General features: G+C 54.8%; 14 protein-coding genes. 6 read left to right on the forward strand and 8 right to left on the reverse strand.

What is annotated here, in order from left to right; all coding sequences use genetic code 11:
* Window positions 1-16 precede the first annotated feature (16 nt).
* The gene (locus tag MHI24_RS06330; protein ID WP_340024726.1) at window positions 17-1,318 is read right to left on the reverse strand and encodes an SLC13 family permease; all 1,302 of its coding nucleotides are present in this window, start codon (window positions 1,316-1,318) and stop codon (window positions 17-19) included.
* An 18-nt stretch (window positions 1,319-1,336) separates the two neighbouring features.
* Window positions 1,337-1,924, reverse strand: a complete 588-nt coding sequence (locus tag MHI24_RS06335) for a hypothetical protein (RefSeq protein ID WP_340024727.1) — start codon at window positions 1,922-1,924, stop codon at window positions 1,337-1,339.
* A gap of 685 nt (window positions 1,925-2,609) precedes the next feature.
* Here MHI24_RS06335 and MHI24_RS06340 point away from each other — a divergent pair.
* The 5 genes from MHI24_RS06340 to MHI24_RS06360 all read left to right on the forward strand — a co-directional run bounded on the left by MHI24_RS06340 (window position 2,610) and on the right by MHI24_RS06360 (window position 9,779).
* Window positions 2,610-4,400, forward strand: coding sequence for a sensor histidine kinase (locus MHI24_RS06340; protein WP_340024729.1), 1,791 nt, complete (start codon window positions 2,610-2,612; stop codon window positions 4,398-4,400).
* Window positions 4,393-5,991 (forward strand): response regulator transcription factor, encoded by a 1,599-nt coding sequence (locus tag MHI24_RS06345; RefSeq protein WP_340024730.1) that lies wholly within the window; start codon window positions 4,393-4,395, stop codon window positions 5,989-5,991. Before MHI24_RS06340 ends, MHI24_RS06345 begins: the two co-directional genes overlap by 8 nt.
* Window positions 5,992-6,078: 87 nt before the next feature.
* Window positions 6,079-7,035: an ABC transporter permease subunit gene (locus tag MHI24_RS06350; protein WP_340024731.1), complete on the forward strand. Its 957-nt coding sequence runs from the start codon at window positions 6,079-6,081 to the stop codon at window positions 7,033-7,035.
* Between the two features lie 9 nt (window positions 7,036-7,044).
* A complete protein-coding gene (locus tag MHI24_RS06355; protein ID WP_340024732.1) occupies window positions 7,045-7,947 on the forward strand; it encodes a carbohydrate ABC transporter permease in 903 nt (300 codons plus the stop codon).
* 77 nt (window positions 7,948-8,024) lie between these two features.
* Window positions 8,025-9,779 (forward strand): ABC transporter substrate-binding protein, encoded by a 1,755-nt coding sequence (locus MHI24_RS06360; RefSeq protein WP_340024733.1) that lies wholly within the window; start codon window positions 8,025-8,027, stop codon window positions 9,777-9,779.
* Window positions 9,780-9,847: 68 nt separating this feature from the next.
* On the opposite strand, the gene MHI24_RS06365 is transcribed toward MHI24_RS06360, so the two are convergent.
* The gene (locus tag MHI24_RS06365; RefSeq protein ID WP_340024734.1) at window positions 9,848-11,056 is read right to left on the reverse strand and encodes a helix-turn-helix domain-containing protein; all 1,209 of its coding nucleotides are present in this window, start codon (window positions 11,054-11,056) and stop codon (window positions 9,848-9,850) included.
* Window positions 11,057-11,230: 174 nt separating this feature from the next.
* Here MHI24_RS06365 and MHI24_RS06370 point away from each other — a divergent pair, with 174 nt between their 5' ends.
* Window positions 11,231-12,562, forward strand: a complete 1,332-nt coding sequence (locus MHI24_RS06370; protein ID WP_340024735.1) for an MFS transporter — start codon at window positions 11,231-11,233, stop codon at window positions 12,560-12,562.
* 681 nt (window positions 12,563-13,243) lie between these two features.
* On the opposite strand, the gene MHI24_RS06375 is transcribed toward MHI24_RS06370, so the two are convergent.
* The 5 genes from MHI24_RS06375 to MHI24_RS06395 form a co-directional block, all read right to left on the reverse strand.
* Window positions 13,244-13,891, reverse strand: coding sequence for a FusB/FusC family EF-G-binding protein (locus MHI24_RS06375; RefSeq protein ID WP_340024736.1), 648 nt, complete (start codon window positions 13,889-13,891; stop codon window positions 13,244-13,246).
* A 299-nt stretch (window positions 13,892-14,190) separates the two neighbouring features.
* Complete coding sequence (locus MHI24_RS06380; protein WP_340024737.1) at window positions 14,191-15,525, reverse strand: glycoside hydrolase family 30 beta sandwich domain-containing protein; 1,335 nt, start codon at window positions 15,523-15,525, stop codon at window positions 14,191-14,193.
* A gap of 46 nt (window positions 15,526-15,571) precedes the next feature.
* On the reverse strand, window positions 15,572-17,581 hold the full coding sequence (locus tag MHI24_RS06385) for a beta-galactosidase (RefSeq protein ID WP_340024738.1): 2,010 nt from the start codon (window positions 17,579-17,581) through the stop codon (window positions 15,572-15,574).
* A 39-nt stretch (window positions 17,582-17,620) separates the two neighbouring features.
* Entirely contained in the window at window positions 17,621-18,445 is an 825-nt protein-coding gene (locus tag MHI24_RS06390; RefSeq protein WP_340024739.1) for a carbohydrate ABC transporter permease, read from the reverse strand.
* 12 nt (window positions 18,446-18,457) lie between these two features.
* Window positions 18,458-19,348 carry a sugar ABC transporter permease gene (locus MHI24_RS06395; RefSeq protein ID WP_340024740.1) on the reverse strand — a complete coding sequence of 297 codons (891 nt, stop codon included), beginning with the start codon at window positions 19,346-19,348 and terminating at the stop codon, window positions 18,458-18,460.
* Window positions 19,349-19,409: the final 61 nt, after the last annotated feature.

A 19,409-nucleotide genomic window follows, 5' to 3' on the forward strand; every position in this document is an offset into this window, starting at 1 on the left:
CTATCTTAATTTATGATTATAGTAAAAATCCGTAGACGATTGTAGCCACAACCGTCATTGTGCCGCCGACCAGCGCTTCGTAAGGGATCAGACCCATGCGCTGCTTGATCGTCATTTTCATGCTGTCAGCGGTGACATGGAAGTACGTGCCCTGCGGCAGCGAGTCGATGACGGTCGCTCCGGTGTGAACCATTACGGCTGCAGCCAGCGGTGCAGTGCCCATGTTCAGAATGGCTTGTCCGAAGGAGCCGGTCGCCACGATGACACCCGTTGAGGTGGATGCGGTCGCCGCCGCCATCAGAATCCCGGAGATCGGTGCCAGGAAGGTGCCGGAAATACCGGACAGCTCAATCAAATGTACCACCTGGGCGGACAGATCGGAAGCCGAGATCAGCCCGGCGATCCCGCCCGCACCGATGAGGATCAGGACAGTTGCCGTCATTTTGCTGAGACCGGAGGACGTATATTGCAGCACCTTGTTCCCCTGCCCCATCGCCAGCATCCCGATAATTCCGGCCAGCGGCAGGATGTACATTGCATCCACCTTGAGCTTGGTCAGCGCCTCAATCCCCGAGATCGAACCAATCGGGTTGATCATCAGCAGGACGATCGCAACCAGCGGGGCCACAATGGCTCTGCTGAGCGGCGGATACACGGCGTTGTTTGCATTTTCGCTGCCGTTAGCTGCTTCTTCGTCGGTGACCTTAATTCCTTTGGACTTCAGCATAGAGGCGAGGATAACGGTTACAATTAATCCGCAGATGGCCGGAATGACGCCTGCCAGCATCACATGGCTTAAGTCGAGATCGAAGCCGCGCGCCGCAGCAATTGTATTCGGATTCGGCGAGATAATGTTCCCTGCCTTCCCCCCGCCGGACAACGCCAGCAGCAGCGCCAGCTTGGAGATTCCCATCTTGTTGCCGACAGATAAGGCGATCGGCGCTACAATCAACACCGCTACCGGGATGAATACACCCATCGCCGTAATGACCATCGTTGCCAGCGCGAGGGCGAGGATAGCTTTGCTTCCGCCGAACTTTTTCACAATCGCCTGGGCTATCGCTTCCGCCGCTCCCGACTCCATCATCACACCGGCAAGCACACCGGCGGCCAGCACCCGCAGCACCGTGCCCATAACACTTTGCGTACCGCTTACAAGAACGCTTACAGTCTGTTCGAGATTGGCTCCCCCGATCAGCGCGCCTACGATGGCCCCCAGGAACAGTGCGTAGACCGGATTCAATTTCTTCAGAATCAGAATAATGGCAATTGCCAGTCCTGCCAGTGCCCCGTACCAACCAATGATTAACCCTTCCATTTTCAAAAATCCCCCTAACTACTTGTTGAACACGCTCTCATTATACGGCCCTTGAGCAGCAAAAGAATATTGATGAACGGACGAAATGCATTGTGCAAGTGACCAACGGAAAAAGTGATGTTTCGCACAGTTTGGTGGGGGGAGTACACTTGGCCCGGCTGCCTCCCACGCGTCCAATGTGTTCGGTTTTTCGATTACATTTGGTCCACGCGCCGCAGCCAGTCCAATTGTGTTCGGTTTTTCGCATACATTCGATCCACGCGCCGCGCCTAGTCCAATTGTGTTCGGTTTTTCGATTACATTTGATCCACGCGCTGCATCCAGTCCAATTGTGTTCGGTTTTTCGATTACATTCGGTCCACGCGCCGCATCCAGTCCAATTGTGTTCGGTTTTTCGCATACATTCGATCCACGCGCCGCATCCAGTCCAATTGTGTTCGGTTTTTCGCATACATTCGATCCACGCGCCGCAGCCAGTCCAATTGTGTTTGGTTTTTCGCATACATTTGGTCCACGCACCGCATCCAGTCCAATTGTGTTCGGTTTTTCGCATACATTCGATTCACGCGCCGCAGCCAGTCCAATTGTGTTCGGTTTTTCGCACACATTCGGTCTGCTCAGTTGTCCTCGGGTTATCTGTTGGGGAGAACATAACGCTGCTGGGCGGTTGGGCTGCTGGAGAGTAGTTGTTGAGGTGATCGGCTGCTAGTCGGTGGGGTGCTGATGGCTAGTGAGTTAGTAGGCTAATCCTGCTACCTTCTGCGGACTCACAGTACGCTATTTGTGGATTTGCCGGGTTTATGAACCGTTCGCGGACCGTGAGGCCGTTATCCTCCATATGGAGGGTCCATTTGACTAACAATTGCTGCAATAAGCGCATTTCTAATTGCATTCAGTCCGCGAACAGGGTCAAAACGGCTTGTTCGGCCGAATTAGCGGAATCTCAGTCCGCAGGCAGCGTTTGGACGAGGTTTGGGCGAGGATTGCTGCGGCTTGGGGTTTTGCGTGGATGGATGCGGCGGGATGCGACGAAGGATGGTGGTAGCGGACGGTGCGGCGAGAGAATATGCGGATAGGGACGGCAGGCAGCGAGGTCTGGACGAGGCTTAGGCGAGGATTACTGCGGCTTGGGGGTTTTGCGTGGATGGATGCGGCGGATGAACTACAGCACGAAATACTATCAAAAAATAATCCCATCCCCCGCAACATTACATATATTGGCTAAACATTTCGCGCTATACTCTATTGTAAGCGTTATTACACTCATGTGCTTACGGAGGGGATTGTATTCGTGTATACCCGCATCATCACCTTGATGAACAACCTGAGGCTCAGGACCAAGCTTTTCCTCTCGTTCGGCAGTGTCGTGCTGATTCCGGTGCTTATCGTGGGGGTATTTCTAACCAGTGAGCTGCGGAACATGGCGATGAACAATGCGCTGGAGCAGGTGGCCGCCAATGTGGACCGGGTCAAAAAGCGGACCAGCGAGATGCTGAACATCCCGCTGGATATCGCTTACCGCCTGTCCAACGACAGCCGGCTGGAGGAAGCCGCGAACCACCGCTATGAATCCGTCTATGATGTCGTCCAGGCCTATTGGGAGTATCCCGACTTCCGCGATTTCGTCCGGCTGTACAAGGAAATCTCCAGCATCCGGCTGTATATCAACAACCCGACGGTACTGAACAATTGGGAATTCCTCCAGGCCGATCCGGCGGTTACACAGGAGCCGTGGTACCAGCTGGCTCTCAGCCAGAAGGGCCTAGCCTTCTGGAGTTATATTCCCGATACCCGCAACGGCCAGTATTATCTCAGCCTGATCCGCAAGGTTGATTTCCTCAAGCAGCGGACCAACGGGGTACTGGTCATCAACGTCAATTCGGAGCAGCTCAGCAGCATCCTGAACCAGGAGACGTTCGAGACGATCATTGTCGATGAGAATGACAATATTGTGGCCTCCAACCGCGCGGGAACGCTCGGCAAGAACCTGCAGGAGATCAACCTGAAGCCGCACTCCACGCTCTCCGGCCACGGAACGGCAGATATTACGATTGACGGGCAATCCTTCAAAATGCTGGTCGATGACTGGCATCCCTCCGGCAGTCTGAACAGCCTGCGGATTATCTCGATTTTCTCGGTAGAGAGCATTGTGAGTGAGCCAAACCGCATTATCTCGCTCGCTACCACTGTTATTATCTCCTCCCTCATTCTCGCAATTATCCTGATCTATTACTTCTCGCGCCTGCTCACCGGGCGGATGCTGCACTTAAGTAAGCATATCTCCAAGGTCGCCTCCGGAAACCTGGGGGCCAGGCTGGTGATTGACGGCAAGGACGAAATCGGCCAGCTGGCCCGGCAGTTCAATCATATGGTGAATAATATCAACGAGCTGATGAGCGAGGTGCAGGAATCCAACCGCCAGAAGAACGCGATTGAGCTGAAACAGAATGAAATCAAATTCAAAATGATGGCCAGCCAGATCAACCCCCACTTCCTGTTCAACGCGCTGGAATCGATCCGCATGAAGGCCCATACCCGCGGGCAGACCGATATTGCCCAAGTCGTCCGGCTGCTGGGCAAGATGATGCGCAAGAATCTGGAGGTTGCCGGAGGCCGGATCACCCTGCAAAGCGAGCTGGAGACGGTGAACTGCTACCTGGTCATCCAGAAATTCCGTTACAATGACCGGCTTGCCTATGAGCTCTACGTCGATCCGGCCGCCAATGCGGTCCTGATCCCGCCGCTGATCATCCAGCCGCTGGTCGAGAATTGCGTCATTCATGGCCTGGAAGACCGGATGGACGGAGGAATGGTCCGTGTGGACATCCGGGTGGAGGATGCTCTGCTCAAGGTTGAGGTATCCGATAACGGCATCGGAATACCGGCAGCCCGGCTGGCAGAGCTCCGGGAGATGCTGGACAACAATGACGGCTATGAGACCCACAGTATCGGAATGCGCAATATCCATCTGCGCCTGAAGCTGACCTACGGCCCGGAATGCGGCCTGGTCCTGGCCAGCCAGAGCGGATACGGCACACAAATCAGCTTCGCCATCCCCCTAAGGAGTGATTCATATGTATAGTGTGTTAATCGTCGATGATGAGCTGTCCATCCGTGAAGGCCTGACCACACTGCTCGACTGGGAGAGCCTCGGCTACCGGGTAGTGGATACGGCCGCCAATGCGGTGGAAGCCCGGCACAAGGCGGAGCTGTACTCCCCGGATCTGATGATTGTCGATATCCGCATGCCCGGGAAGGACGGGCTGGAGCTGATCCGCGAGCTGCGCGAGGCCGAAGCGGAGATGCACATCCTTATTCTGAGCGGCTATGCCGATTTCAGCTATGCCCGGCGTGCGCTGTCATACGACATCGATAATTATCTGCTCAAGCCGGTGGATGAGGAGGAGCTGCAGTGCTACTTGACCGGCCTGTCTGCACAGCTGGCCGAGCAGGCCGCCAAGCGGAAGAACCATGCGGCTGCCAAGGTATGGAGCCGGGAGATGCTGGTCCAGTCCCTGCTGCTGGAGCACAGCATGGGTCCCTCGTCCGCTCTGATGGACTCCGCGCTGGAGGCCGGGCTGCTCTGGGATGCGTACCAGATTGTCCTGATCCGCCTGCTGCTGCAGGATTATGCCGACAACCGTCCGGCCGCCGCCGTCAAATCCCGGCTGACATCCAGTCTGGAAGGCAGCGAGCGGGGCATCGTCTTCTCGCTGGACTCTTATCTGGGTGTGCTGCTTCAGCCTTCTTACCAGAAGGAGCTGGTCAGCCAGATGATGGTTCGGCAGATTAATGAGGCTGCCGCCGCAGAGGGGGTGGAATGCATCATCACTGCAGGAGACCGCGTGGAGCGTCTGGAGGCGTTGCCGGTCTCCCATCAATCGGCGCTGGCCCGGATGAAGGACCACTTCTTCTATGACGAGCCGGGGATGATCGGCCCGGATTCCCGCAAGCTGAAGCTGGGACAGCCCGTCAATCCCCAGGAAGCCGAGCGCCGGCTGATGCCGGTGATGGACCGGCTGTATTACGCCATGGACACCGGTAACCTTGCTGCAATCTCCGGCCTGATCCAGGAGACGGGGGAGCTGATGACCGCTGCCGGATTATCCGAGATGGCGGTGAAATCGTTCTATGTCCGGGCGGTCACCTCCATCTCCGGCAAGCTCTCGGTCCACTACAAGGAGCTGGGTCCGGCGCAGAGCCGGATGGACGGACAGGTCGAGCAAATCTACCGGCATACCTCTCTGCCCGGGCTGCAGCGCTATATCACCGGTCTGCTGGAGCAGTATGCCGGGAACATTATCCGCGATGATATGGAGGTGCTGATGAAGCGGATGGTCGATCTGATCCACCGGCACTATGCCGAGAATCTGAAGCTGGAGACGCTGGCCGATGTATTCACTTACAGCAGCGCCTACTTAGGCAAGCTCTTCAAGAACAGCATGGGCTGCTCCTTCAATGCGTATCTGGATACGATCCGTATTGAGAAGGCCAAGGAGCTGCTGGACCAGGGCAGCAAAATCCATCAGGCCGCAAGCCAGGTCGGGTTCAGCGATGTCGACTATTTCCGCGAAAAGTTCAAGAAAATCGAGGGCATCTCCCCCTCCGCCTACCGCAGGCGCGGACTGGAGCCGGAGGACAATTTTTCAGAAAGCGCTTACGAAAATGACTGATTTCTCCCTGTTTTTCCGCTCAAATCTTCGGGTGTTGCCTGATTTACCGGGAGTTTATGATAAAGCTATATCGAAGGAGGGACATAAATGAAAGCGATTACCACCGCAGTGAAGCGCGAGCCGGACAAATCCCCCTCCCGCTTCTGGGCAAAGTTCCGGCAGCAGAAGTACCTCTATATGATGGCTGTCCCTTTTGTCCTCTGGGCGTTCGTCTTCAGCTATTTGCCGCTCTGGGGATGGACGATGGCCTTCCAGAAGTATAAGCCGGGCAAATCCTTTTTCGAGCAAAAATGGGTCGGACTCCAGTACTTCCGCGAGCTGTTCCAGGATGAGCAGTTCTTCAACGCCCTGCGCAATACCCTGGCGATGAGCCTTATGGGGCTGCTGGCCGGCTTCATTATTCCCGTAATCTTCGCCGTGCTGCTCAATGAGGTCAGGCTGCAGGTGCTGAAGCGCTTCGTCCAGACGGTCTCCTATCTGCCGCACTTCGTCTCCTGGGTGGTCGCCGCCGGGATCATTACCAAGATGCTCTCCACCGACAACGGTGCCGTGAACGATCTGCTCATGGGCCTGCATATCATCAACGAGCCGATCCAGTTCATGGCCAAGGGCAATCTGTTCTGGGGTATTGTGACCGCCTCGGATGTCTGGAAGGAGACCGGCTGGAACACAATTATCTATCTCGCCGCCATCTCGGGGATCGGGCCGGAGCTGTACGAAGCTGCCAAAGTAGACGGCGCCAGCCGGCTGCAGCAGGTCCGTAACATTACGCTGCCGGGCATCCGGGGAACGATCATTATCCTGCTGATTATGTCCATCGGCCACCTGATCAGCATCGGGTTCGAGAAGCAGTTCCTGCTCGGCAACAATCTGGTGCGCGACTATTCCCAGACGCTTGACCTGTATGCGCTTAATTACGGGCTCGGTATGGGTCGGTTCTCCTTCGGGACGGCGATTAATATTTTCAACTCTGTGGTGAGTGTGATTCTGCTCTTTACAGCCAACGGCATCTTCAAAAAAATTACCAAGGAAAGCATCATATAGGAGGCCCATATGTCCATGAAAAAACTGGCCGCCGCATCCTGGTCGGACCGCATCTTCGATTTGGTTGTCTATCTTGCGATTACCGTGGTGACCGTGGCTACGCTGTACCCTTTTCTGAACGTGCTGGCGATCTCCTTCAACGATTCCACCGACAGCATCAAGGGCGGAATTACAATCTATCCCCGGATGTTCACCCTGAAGAACTATGAGACTATCTTCGCCTACTCCGGACTGATGACCGGCTTCAAAATCTCGATCCTGCGCACCATTGTCGGCACTCTGCTCGGACTGATCAGCGGCTCCATGCTGGCCTTCACCCTAAGCCGGGTGGACTTCCAGGGCCGCAGGTTCGTCTCCACCTTCCTGGCGCTGACGATGTATGTATCGGGCGGTCTGATTCCGTTCTACATCCTGATCAAGGATCTGCATATGATGGGCACCTTCAGCGTCTACGTCCTGCCCGGCCTGGTCAGCGCCTTCAATGTGTTCGTCATCCGCTCGTTCATCGACGGCCTGCCTTATGCCCTGCAAGAGTCGGCGAAGCTGGACGGGGCCAATGACTTCACCATCTACTGGCGGGTGATTCTGCCGCTGACCAAGCCCGCGCTGGCTACCATTGCCCTGTTCCTGGCCGTCGGCCAGTGGAATGCCTGGATTGACACCTACCTGTACAACGGCTCGAAGGATTCCCTGACGACGCTGCAATTCGAGCTGATGAAGGTCATTCAGAGCACAACCACCAATGCGGACAACTTCCGCGGCCGGAATATGACTGAGGTCATGGCCCAGATCTCCCCCGAATCGGTCAAAATGGCGATTACCATCGTAGTCACAGTTCCTATTCTGGTGGTCTATCCGTTCCTGCAGCGCTATTTCGTCAAAGGCATGACGCTGGGTTCGGTCAAAAGCTAGTCTGCTCACGGTATCTTCAGGCTGAGGCCTGTGCATACAATATGATTTTCACCAGACAAAAGGGAGGGTTTCTATTCATGACAAGAAAGACGGCGAAACCGTATGTGGCGCTGATGCTTCTGACCTTGCTGCTCAGTGTGCTGGCCGGCTGCGGCGGAAGCAATAACGGCAACTCCAAGAATGCAGCTGAGGACACCGGAGCCAAGGCTACCAACAGCAGCACCCCTGCCGCCAGCAGTGAAGCCACGGCTGCTGCGGAGGATTTAAGCCCGCTGACCTTATCCTTCTTCGCTGAAGACCCGAATCCGAACTGGAACAACATGCAGGATGAGATCAGCAAGGTCATTACGCAGAAAACAGGCGTGACCCTTGATGCCGAATTCGCAGTCGGTGATCCGCAGCAGAAGATCGCCCTGATCGCAGCCGGCGGCGAGTATCCCGATATTATATCCGCCAAGGGCGATATCGGCAAGCTGGTGGATGCCGGTGCCGTCATTGACCTGACCGATCTCATTGATAAACATGCCCCTAACATCAAACGGGTGCTGGGCGACAATCTGGCCCGGTCCAAATACACGAACGAAGACCAGTCCATCTACGCCATCCCGACCTGGGCGGCTGTAGACGAGAAGAAATTCGTGGCCGGCGGCGGCTTCGAGCTGCAGCACCGGGTCGTGAAGGAAGCCGGGTATCCGGAGATCCGCACGGTGCAGGATTATGAGAACGTGATCAAAGCCTATCTGGAGAAGCATCCGACCGACGAGAACGGCAACAAAAACATCGGCGTCTCCCTCAACGCAGATGACTGGCATATGTATATTTCCGTCACCAACCCTGCGGTAGCTACTACCGGCGGCTCCGATGACGGCGAATATTACATCGACCAGGAGACGCATGAAGCGATCTATCACTTCCGCCGTCCGGAAGAGAAGGAATATTTCCGCTGGCTGAACCACATGAATGACATCGGTCTGCTTGACAAGGAGAGCTTCGTGCAGAAATATGACCAGTACAAGGCTAAAGTAGCAACGGGACGCGTGCTGGGCCTGATTGACCAGGACTGGGACTACAACGATGCGCAGCAGGCGCTCAAAACCGCCGGCAAATTCGATCAGACGTACGGACACTATCCGGTCACCTTAACTAAGGATTACAAAGAAACCAGCTTCTGGCCTACGGGCTTCATGGGCGGATACGGGATCTCCATCTCGACCACCAACCCTGATCCGGTCCGCACCATCAAGTTCCTGGATTACCTGGCCTCCGATGAAGGACAGATCCTCAACAACTGGGGGATCGAAGGCAAGCATTATGTCGTTGAGAACGGCAAACGCGTAGTGCCTAAGGAAGTCCAGGACCGCATCAACAATGACAATACCGCCTTTACTAAGGAAACGGGGATTGGCTTTTACTGGAATATGATGGTCCACTACGGCGACGGAGCCAAGGATTCGACCGGCAACTACTACACCAAGAACTTCCCTGAGCAGTTGGTCATCGGCTACAGCGATGCGGAGAAGGAGACGCTGAAGGCTTACAACGCCACGACCTGGAAGGATCTGTTCCCGAAGGAAGAGGAATTCAAGGAAAAAGCCTACGGCGCAGCCTGGAACATCGCGATCCCCGGCGAGGATGAGGTGTCCATTCTGGCCAACAAAATGAAGGATATTACGTGGAAACGCATCCCGCAGGCAATTCTGGCCAAACCGGCAGATTTCGATAAGATCTGGGATGATTATATGGCCGATCTGGAAAAAGCCGGCGTCAAAAAAATGGAGGCAGGCTTCACCAAATATGTGCAGGACCGTGTCGCGCTGTGGAGCAGCAAGTAGCGGTCTCGCTTAAAAACACCCGTGCGGGGAGCTGCACGGGTGTTCTTCATGCTGCGCTTTAAGATTGATTAGCTGTGCAGCTCCTGATAAGTCTTGTTAATCATATCAGTGTATATAGAAGGCGGGTATTCCTTCACCTGATCATAGGCAAACTGTGACAGCCGGAGCGCCTCTTCCCTGTTGCCCTGACGCAGACAGATCAGTGCCCGGTAGGCATAAGCGGTGAACAGATTGGCACGGTCAAGCGGATGGTAGACCTGGCTGCCAAGCTCCACCTGGCTTAAGGCTGTCAGCGCCTCCTCGTCCTCGCCCAAATGATACAGTGCAATACCGGACAGAAGCTGCACATTCGCAGCATGTCCGGCGTCTTCAAGCGGGTACGCCTTCGCCAGAGCCAGCGCCTCCGCATAACTGCCCCGGGCCACCGCCAGTCTGATCTCCCCAAGCTCCACCAGCCGCAGCGATTCCTGCATCTCCGTGAATTCTGCGAACGCTCTCGCTTTTATCAGAGCTGCCTCAGCAGTTGCCGTATCTCCTTCAGCAATCGCCAGTGTACTCCGCACCCGATGCAGATGATCGGTCAAATAATAGATGCCTTCTTCCCTGGAGACGTGAAGTGCCGCAAGTGCCGCTTCCCGGCTGCCTGCATAGTCACCCAGAGCAGATAAACAAATACTCTCGGCATAATGAAGCTCGATTTCAAAAATAAAATCATTCCCCACCTTGTTATCCTCATACTCCCAGCGTACCCGGCGGATCAGCTCCAGCCCCTCCGCATACCTGCTCTGTGCGAACAACAGGGCATAGGAGATATACTGCAGCTTCGCCCGTTCCACGAATAAGCCGAACCGCTCATAGATCAGAGCGGCCCGCTCCAGCTCCGCCTCCCCGCCGCCCCTGCCTGTATAGAAGCAGGAGCTGACATAGAATTCGAGCAGACGGGCTGTATCAATCGTCATCGGCAGTGTATGCGGGTTGAGCGGCTCCACCCGGCTGATGACCTCGGCGTATTTCTTCTCCTTGAACAGAACCTCCAGCTCGCGGACAAGCGGGGCAAGCCCTGCTTCATCCTCCCCCTCCAGAAAGTAACCCGGATCAACCCCCAGCCGCCCGGCCAGGAATTGCAGGCTGTTCATCGAGGGCAGAGCCCGTCCGTTCTCGATCTGGCTGAGCATGCTTTTGGTCATATGTTCTCCGGCCAGGTCGGTCTGCGTTAGCCCTTTGGCCTTGCGCAGCTGTTTGACCTTGTCGCCGATTGCGGTTTGTTTCGTGTTCATCTGCTGTGCCAACTTTCCGTAGCTTTTCTTTCAGTATAGCCTAATGAGAGGGTAAGAAAAAGCCGAATTTCGAGTAAAGTTAAATAAAATTAAACTTTTGATTGCAATTCTTGTTAACCAGCCATACAATAAGTTTAATTAAATTTAACTTTCGTGCGAAAAGGAGTGCTAATCATGCCCCATCATCTATCAGGCCCGACCGCTACGAACCGGAATATCTTCCTCTTCTTCTCCGGCAAGCTCGCTTCAGTACTAGGCTCCAGCATGTATACCTTCGTTGTTGGCCTGTATATTCTCCAGCAGACTGGTTCAGGCAGCAGCTTCGCCGTTACGCTGCTGTGCGGGCTGCTGCCCGGGATTCTGCTCTCGCCGTTTGCCGGTGTACTCGCCGATATGGTGAACCGCCGCCGGCTGCTGATTGGCTCAGACCTGGCCAGCGCCGTGATTATGGCCCTGTCCTTTGCGGCTGTCTCGCTGGAAGGCCTGTCCCTGCCGCTAATCTATATCTCGCTTATTCTTTTGTCGGTCTGCGCGAACCTTTACAGCATCGCCGTCTCCTCTTCGATGATGCTGCTCGTGGACAGCAGCTCCCTGCAGCGGGCCGGCTCACTGAACCAGACGGCCGGCTCGGCCGGGCGACTGTTGGCTCCTGTCCTGGCGGGAATGCTGTACGCCTACCTTCCGCTTCAGGACTTCATGCTGGTGAATGCTTCGGGCTTCACCATTTCGACTCTTATGGGGTTCATGCTGAGGTTCAAGCCGCTGCCCGAAGCCGCCGCCGGGAACAAATCTGAGTCTGAACCCTTAGCCAAACAGCCGCTGCGTGAACGTCTAGGCAGTGTAGCCAGTGAGGTCCGCGCCAACCTGAAGGACGGCTTCGCCTATGCCATCCGCCGTCCCGTGATCCGCTCGCTGCTGCTCGTTATTTTCTGGATTAACTTCTTCTTCGTGGCGCTGAATGTCGTGCTGCCCTATGTGGCGGTGCAGACACTGGGACTTTCGTCGAAGCAATATGGCGTGCTGGAAGCGATGCTGGCGGCCGGTGTGCTACTGATGTCGCTGCTGCTGACGGTTCTCCGCCAGAGCAAGAACCCGGTGAAGCCAATCATCGGCGGATTAAGCGCGCTGGGGATATTGTTCCTGGCGCTGGCGATTCCGCTGCTGCTTCAACTCAGCCCTGCTGCTACCTTTTTCATGTATGTACCGCTGCTGATTCTGATCGGGGCCCTAATTATGGTCATTAATATTCCGGTGCAGGTCTACTTACAGCAGACGATCGAAGAAGAATACCGGGGCCGCGTCTTCGGGCTGGTGGAAGGTGTCGCCGGGTCCATCGCCCCGCTGGGGATGCTGCTCTATGGCGTGCTGCTCGACCACATACCGGGCTCAGTAATCCTGCTCGTCTCCGGCGCAGCGATTCTGGCGGTCACCCTAATCGGGCGGAGAGGCTTAATCAACAGCAATGCCGCCGAGCAGCGGGTGGAGGTTAGGGAGGCGGGGGCTTAGAGGTTTTAGGCGGATCTGTTAGAGTAATAGATGAAGGGTTGCTGGGAATGTTTGTTTTGAGGGATTAGAGGTCGTAGCACGCTGCGGGATAATCATGGACTTTGAATGAACTCGCTTCGGCAAACAACTGGATAAACGTATCTTAATTTCTCTGTTCCGGCCCACACTAGGAAAACAGGTGGATAAAGAGCAGCTCCTGTCAGGGATTTCTGGCATATGGTCAAAATGTTGCGGAATTAAGTGTTGTTTATCCAACTGCTTCCACTCAAAGTCCAGTTTACTCCTTAGCAAGTGGATGAAATCCAATTGCTTCTCTGTAATAACAACACAAACAGCGCGGGAATCTTCCCGCAGAAACGTTTAAGCTCTTTCCATCTAGGCATCGATTAATTTGATTACCTCATCCAGATTATCTTTAGTCACAACGTGAAGAATGTAGGGAGAATGGGACTTCCGGTTGGGGGACTTACCAATAGGCAAAATGTATTCGCTTTTCCGCATACAATCGGCCAGCCCCCTTCGCATCGGCACATTGTATTCGCTTTTTCGCATACATTCCAGGCTCGCATCAGACGGGAAGCATAACGCCCTAATCTAATACAAAAATAGAGCAGCCTCCCCCAACAGGCGGAATGCTGCTCTACTCTGCTCTATTAATTCGTCTGTACCATTAGGTCCAGACTATTTGCGCACGGACAATACGAACTTCTCCAGTGCGCTGATATCGGTAATGCTCTGATTGCAGCACTGATTATCCATGCATACATATTGGCCTATGGAGGAGTAATTATCTGCCGCAGCTAACTGGGGCTTCATCTTGACCGTCAGGAAGGCCAGCTCCTGCTGCCGGTTGCAGAACAGGCAGTAGCCTTTCTTGTGTGTCGGTACGATGCGGCCCTCTACCCCGATGAATTGTCCTTCATGCGGGTAGACAATGAACAACTTGTTACTGGAGATATCGACCCAGGCCAGATACGTCACATAACGGAAATCAACGGATTGCAGATCAGGCAGCTTCATCTTCTTATTCTTCGGAAACAGCTTCTGAATCTGCTTCAGGGTAATCGGCGGGAACGGCTCCAGATGCGGCTCCAGGTTCTTCATATACTCCTGGAATTCCTCAGCTGTAGCAAGCGTTGAGATCGGCCGCAGCAGTTGCTCCTGTTCAGTGCTCAGCGAAGCAAAAGCCCCGGTCACCTTCATCTCGGCATCCGCCCGTACGGTCTCCAGCACACGCCGGTCCGCTACTGTACGCAGTGTCTTCAGTACAAAATCAGATTGCTTCTTAATGTAATTAAATTGATGGTTTCTAATAAATGTTGTCTTCACAGCTCTTCAGCCCCTTATATATATTGGTCAATCCAATAAGGGCAGAGCCTGCGATTAGAAACGATAAAATCAGTTTGGGCGATCAAGAATATCCTGCCGCACCCCACGCAAAGTATCGCCCCGGATCAGGCTCTGCATGAGGACTTCCTAGCCAATGAGCAATTCATTGCCATCATTGTAACCCCCTATCCGCTTACATGCGAAAATTATAGCAGGAAATGACGAAGGCTACAATTCCAATTCTGCACTGCGGCGGCTGGACGGTTAGCGGCGGGAGGCTGCTTGTTCAGAGAAGATTTTCATAGAAGAATGGTGTTAAAAGACTCCGCAGCAAGTCCCAGCTTGTATTGCGAACCCTCACAGGACAGCTCAATCGTCCGCTCTTCCTGAAACGGATTGGCGATGACCAGCACCCGTCTGCCCTCCGGCGTCTCGAAGGCGATCCCGTTTCCCGACCATCTGCCCTTCAAGCCGATTCTGCGGGAGCCGGGAGGGACGAAATAGGAGAAATGCTTCATCACGTAGAATTCAGGATTCTGCACTGCCTTGGGTCCGTCCGGGTCTACCGTCAGCATGGCGTTCTGCTCCCAGCCCCAGGTGCTGCGGCCTTTCGGCTGCAAAACCATATTCCAGTAGATATAGGCGTTGACACCATTCGTGAAGTAATGCTGATACAGATTGAACACGTATTTGGCATAGAACCAGGTATTCTCCCCGTCGCCGCACTCATTCTCCGTCTGCATGTAACGCAGCTCAGGATAGGCCTGCACGGTACGCTGGATGCCGTATTTGCCCGCCCACTGGTAGCCAACGCCCTTCACATACTTGTAGGCCTCCGGGTCGCTTAATACCGTGTGCGCATAAGCATCGAAGCTACTGTCCTTCTGCTTCAGCCACTCATCCCACGGCTCCGGCGCGTTGATCGTACCCAGCCAGATCTCTGTCTCCAGCCCATGCTGTGCAAAAGCGGGTCCCAGATAATCGCGGATGAATTCGCGCAGCTGCTCGCCTGTCCATACACAGGAAGGGAATTTCTGGTCGGCCACCACTTCATTCTGCACATGGATCTGATGGATGGTAATCCCTTCTTCGGCATAGGCCTTTACGAATCTTACAAAGTACAGTGCGTATGCCTCCAAAATCTCCTTCTCCCAGCGCAGAGTGCCGTAGTTATAGGCCTTCGGGAACTTCATCCAGGTTGGCGGACTCCAGGGGGAGGCGAACAGCTTCAGGTCCGGGTTCAGCTTGAGCGCTTCCCGGATGTAAGGAATTAGATACTTCCGGTCCCGCTCAATCGAAAAATGCTCCATCGCCAGGTCGCCGTCCGCCTCATTCAGGCTGTACCATTCCAGTGCGTAGTCGCTTGCCCCGATCGGCAGGCGGCAGATGCTGAACCGGAGGTCGCCTTCCGGGTGAAACAGCGAATGCAGTACGGCCTTCCGCTCTTCCTCCGGGAGCAGGTTCAGCGCCTCCCAGCCCAACTCGTTGAAGCAGCCGCCGAACCCTTCCACATCCTGATGCACCTGGCCGGTAAAGGCCAGATCTGCTCCCCTGCCTGCGGTGCTCTCCAGCGTTCTGGCTACCCACGGCTCACCCTCTGTGCTCGATATCCAGACTTGTCCAGTCACGTCCATGCTTTCAGCCTCCTGAATGCTAACTGAATGTTCCCTGATCTGAATGCTATGCCTGCGCGATGATGTTTACGCCCCAAGCCTCAAGGGTGATCTCCTCATCTTGAGCCACCTGAGTGCCCTTCAACAGCTCCTGCCCGGCACCATGCGGATACTTGAAGGCAACCGGCTCAGCCGAATAATTGTAATAGTAACGGATCGTGCTGCCCTGCCGGTTCACACCGGACTTGACGATGACCGGGAATGAGAGCTGCTGATCCGGGCCCCACAGCCCGGCGTTCTGCAGCGTATCCTTCAGGATCACGGCAAGCGCGGCAGGCTCCGTCATGCAGCCGATATAGGTCGCCGTTCCTTCGCCGTAAGCATTACGCGTGACCGCCGCGAATTCGTCCCACTGGGGATGATTATAGCTGGCCAGCACCTCCGCTGAACCTGGAACAAGCATCTCCATCCAGGTATTGACGGTGTTAACGCCTGCTGCCTCTCCCTGAGGAAACAGCTTCCCGGTAAGGCCGGTACGGGCATTCGGCGTAGCAAAATGGCTGTAAGCAACACCACAGGCTTCATGGATCACGCCCGGCTGCGCGGTATGACGCACCTTCACCTGTTCATCGGTGAACCCGCTTTTGAAGGAGTAGACCACATGTCCGCCGCTGTGCACGTAATCATTCAATTGCTGTAGCGCCTCATCTGAGACAGCATACAACGCAGGAACCACAACCAGCTCATATTCGCTGAGGCGCGGGCTGCCCGGCTGGATGAAATCGCAGGCGATGTTCATCCGGTACAATTCATCGTACATCCAGCGGACCACATCGTTGTAAATGAGACCGCCGGGAAGCTTGAACCACTCCATCGCGGACAGCGCTTCATTGCTGACCATCACGGCCACCTTGCTGCTCTTCTGCAGTCCGATAAGCTGATCGCTTAACCGCTTGAAGTCAGCGCCGATCGTCTGTGCTTCCTTATAGACCGGATTCGGCAGGAAGTCGTGGCTGAGCAGGCCCTTCCAATACGTCTCGAAGGAGTTATGAATGGAATGCCAATGCCAGTAAGCCACCATCGACGCTCCTGAACCCAGGTGACTGAACGCCAGCTGCCGCAATTGGCCGGGATACGGCGTCCACTCCGGGAATGCCTGGGCCTGAGTCTCCAGCACGAAGTAATTATCTTGCTTCAGCGAGCGGGTCATGTCTCCGCCAAATGCAATCTCGGCACCTGTGAGCTGATCCTGGGACGGATGATAAATATCGGTTCCGGCGATATCGAACGGCTGCGACGCCTTGAAGTGATCCACCGAAGGCTGAACGCCGAACGAATAGCCCCGCCACTCGAAATCGAAATTGTGGGTGGTAAACTGCCCCGGCTGCTTATACTCGTTCACAATTCCGACCTGCCAGGCCAGGAATTCATTGACCAGCCCGCGCTGGAACCGGGCAAATTCCGCCCCCAGGCTGCCGTTAATCGTTCCGACCATAGACGGGAAGTCCTCCCAGCTGTCGATCCGGTTGCTCCAGTAATCCAGCCCGAACTGATGGTTGATGGCTTCAAGCGTGCCATAGGTCTCTCTCATGTATTTCACGAACCGGAGCTGCACATTCGGTCCGGCCGTCTCGTAATGCTTGGTCTCATTGTCAATCTGATACCCGATGACCGCCGGATGCTTATGTACCACCTCCATCAGCTTGCGGATAATCCGCTCCGCGTAGAACAGATAAGCCGGACTGGTGATATCCATAATCTGTCTGGCCCCGTACTTGCCCGGCCCGTTCATAGTGACCGCCAGTACCTCGGGATGCTCCTTGACCATCCAGGCCGGAACGGCATAGGTCGGCGTGCCTACAATGACATGAATGCCGGCCTCATGCATCGCATCCAGCACTCTCTGCACCGAGCTGAAGTTGAATACCCCGTTCTGCGGCTCATGGGTGCTCCAGGTGGATTCGGCAATCCGCACCGTGTTGATGCCTGCATCCTTCATCATCTGAATGTCCTGGGCCAAGCGGTCGTAAGGCATATATTCATCATAGTAAGCAACGCCGTATAACAAGTGATCCATTGATAGTCCTCCTGGGAAAATGGTGGTTGCGACGGAAATTTAGCCTTTTACCGCTCCGGCAGTGACGCCCTTGGTAATCTGCTCATTGAAGATGGCGTAGATGATAATGGCCGGAATCGAGGTCAGCACCATGACCGCAAACTGTGAGCCGTAGTCTGAAGAATACTGGCCGGCAAAGTTCATGACTGAGAACGGCAGCGTCTTCAGTGAATCCTTGCTGAGGAAGGTCGAAGCCATAATGAACTCATTCCAGCAGTTGAGGAAGGTCGTAACGATAACCGTCACCAGCGCAGGTGCGGTAAGCGGTGCGATGATCTGAAACACAATCCGGTAAATATTCGCTCCGTCCACTACTGCCGATTCCTCCATCGCCTTCGGAATGCTCCGCATGAAGCCGGTCAGGATGAAGGTGCCCAGCGGTACGGATACAGCCGTGTAAGGCAGGATCAGACCCAGATAGGAGTTCGTCAGCCCCAGCGCCTTGAAGATCGCAAAGTTCGGCAGCAGGGTCGCATGAATCGGAATCATGATGCCCAGCAGAATGATGGTGAAGAAGACGGACCGCAGCTTCCACTGCATCCGGGTGAAGGCATATCCGAGGGTCAGCGACAGAATCACCGTCAACAGAATAGTTACCGTAGTGACGAAGGCACTGTTAATGAAATAACGCAGGAATTTGCCGTCGACCCAGGCGTTGATATAGTTCTGCCATTGGGGATCGCTGGGCCATTTCAGTACGCTCGAAGAATAGAATTCAGTACTGCTTAAGAATGAGAAATCAACCAGCCAGATTAACGGGAACAGCTGAACCAGGGCGACGATCAGGAAGAACACCCATAGTATGGTTTTTGTACTTTTGCTCATGGTGGCTCCTCCTTAGAATTCGGTCGCATCGCTGCGGGTCAGTTTGTTGCTCAGATAAGTGGCCAGCAGACAGACGACGATGAACAGAATCGAGATGGCATTGGCATAACCGTATTGGCTCGCCGAGAACGCCTTGTTATAGAGATACACAGCCAGGAATTGGGTGGAATCGCCGGGACCGCCGTTGGTGGTCAGGAAGACGGTTTCCATCTGCTTCAGGGCGGTAATCATAGCCAAAGTAATCTGCACCGTAATGACCGGTGACAGCAGCGGAACAGTGATCCGCCAGTGTAAGCGGAAGCCGGAGGCTCCGTCGAGTGAAGCGGCTTCATACATATCATCGGGAATGCCTTTGAGTCCTGCATAATAGAACAGCAAGCCCCAGCCGAAGCCGGCCCAGATCAGGATGAATAGCATGGAGACGAGCGCAGTGCTGCTGTCCCCCAGCCAAGCGTGCTTCAGGAAGCCGAGTCCCAGGGAATCCAGCATTTTATTGAAGGCGCCGAAGGTCGGGTCCAGCAGGGATAACCACATTTTTGAGATAACAACGACAGAGATAACACATGGGATGAAGAAAATCGTTCTGAACCATTTCTCCGCTTTACCGCCCAGACGGTCCAGCATGATGGCAAAAAAGATCGCAATCGGATGCTGAATCAGGATAAAGCCGAGACCCAGCAGAACGGCGTTTCTCAGCGCCAGCCAGAACCGCGAATCATGGAACAGCAGCTCCGTATAGTTGGCGAACCCGATGAATGCCGAAGGTGTGCCCGGAGACAGCGTATCTCTGAACGAGTAGTAGCCGCTGAGCACAATCGGCACCAGAAAGGTCAGAGCGAACAGGAGAATACCGGGAAAGACGAACAGGAAGATTGCCAGTTTGTTATTGAATACTTTTTGCATGGAAGTCACCGCTCCATCCTTAAGATTAGAGAGGGGCAAGAAATGCTTCCCGCCCCGTCTC

The organism is Paenibacillus sp. FSL K6-1096 (genome assembly GCF_037977055.1).
Lineage (GTDB): Bacteria > Bacillota > Bacilli > Paenibacillales > Paenibacillaceae > Paenibacillus_AQ.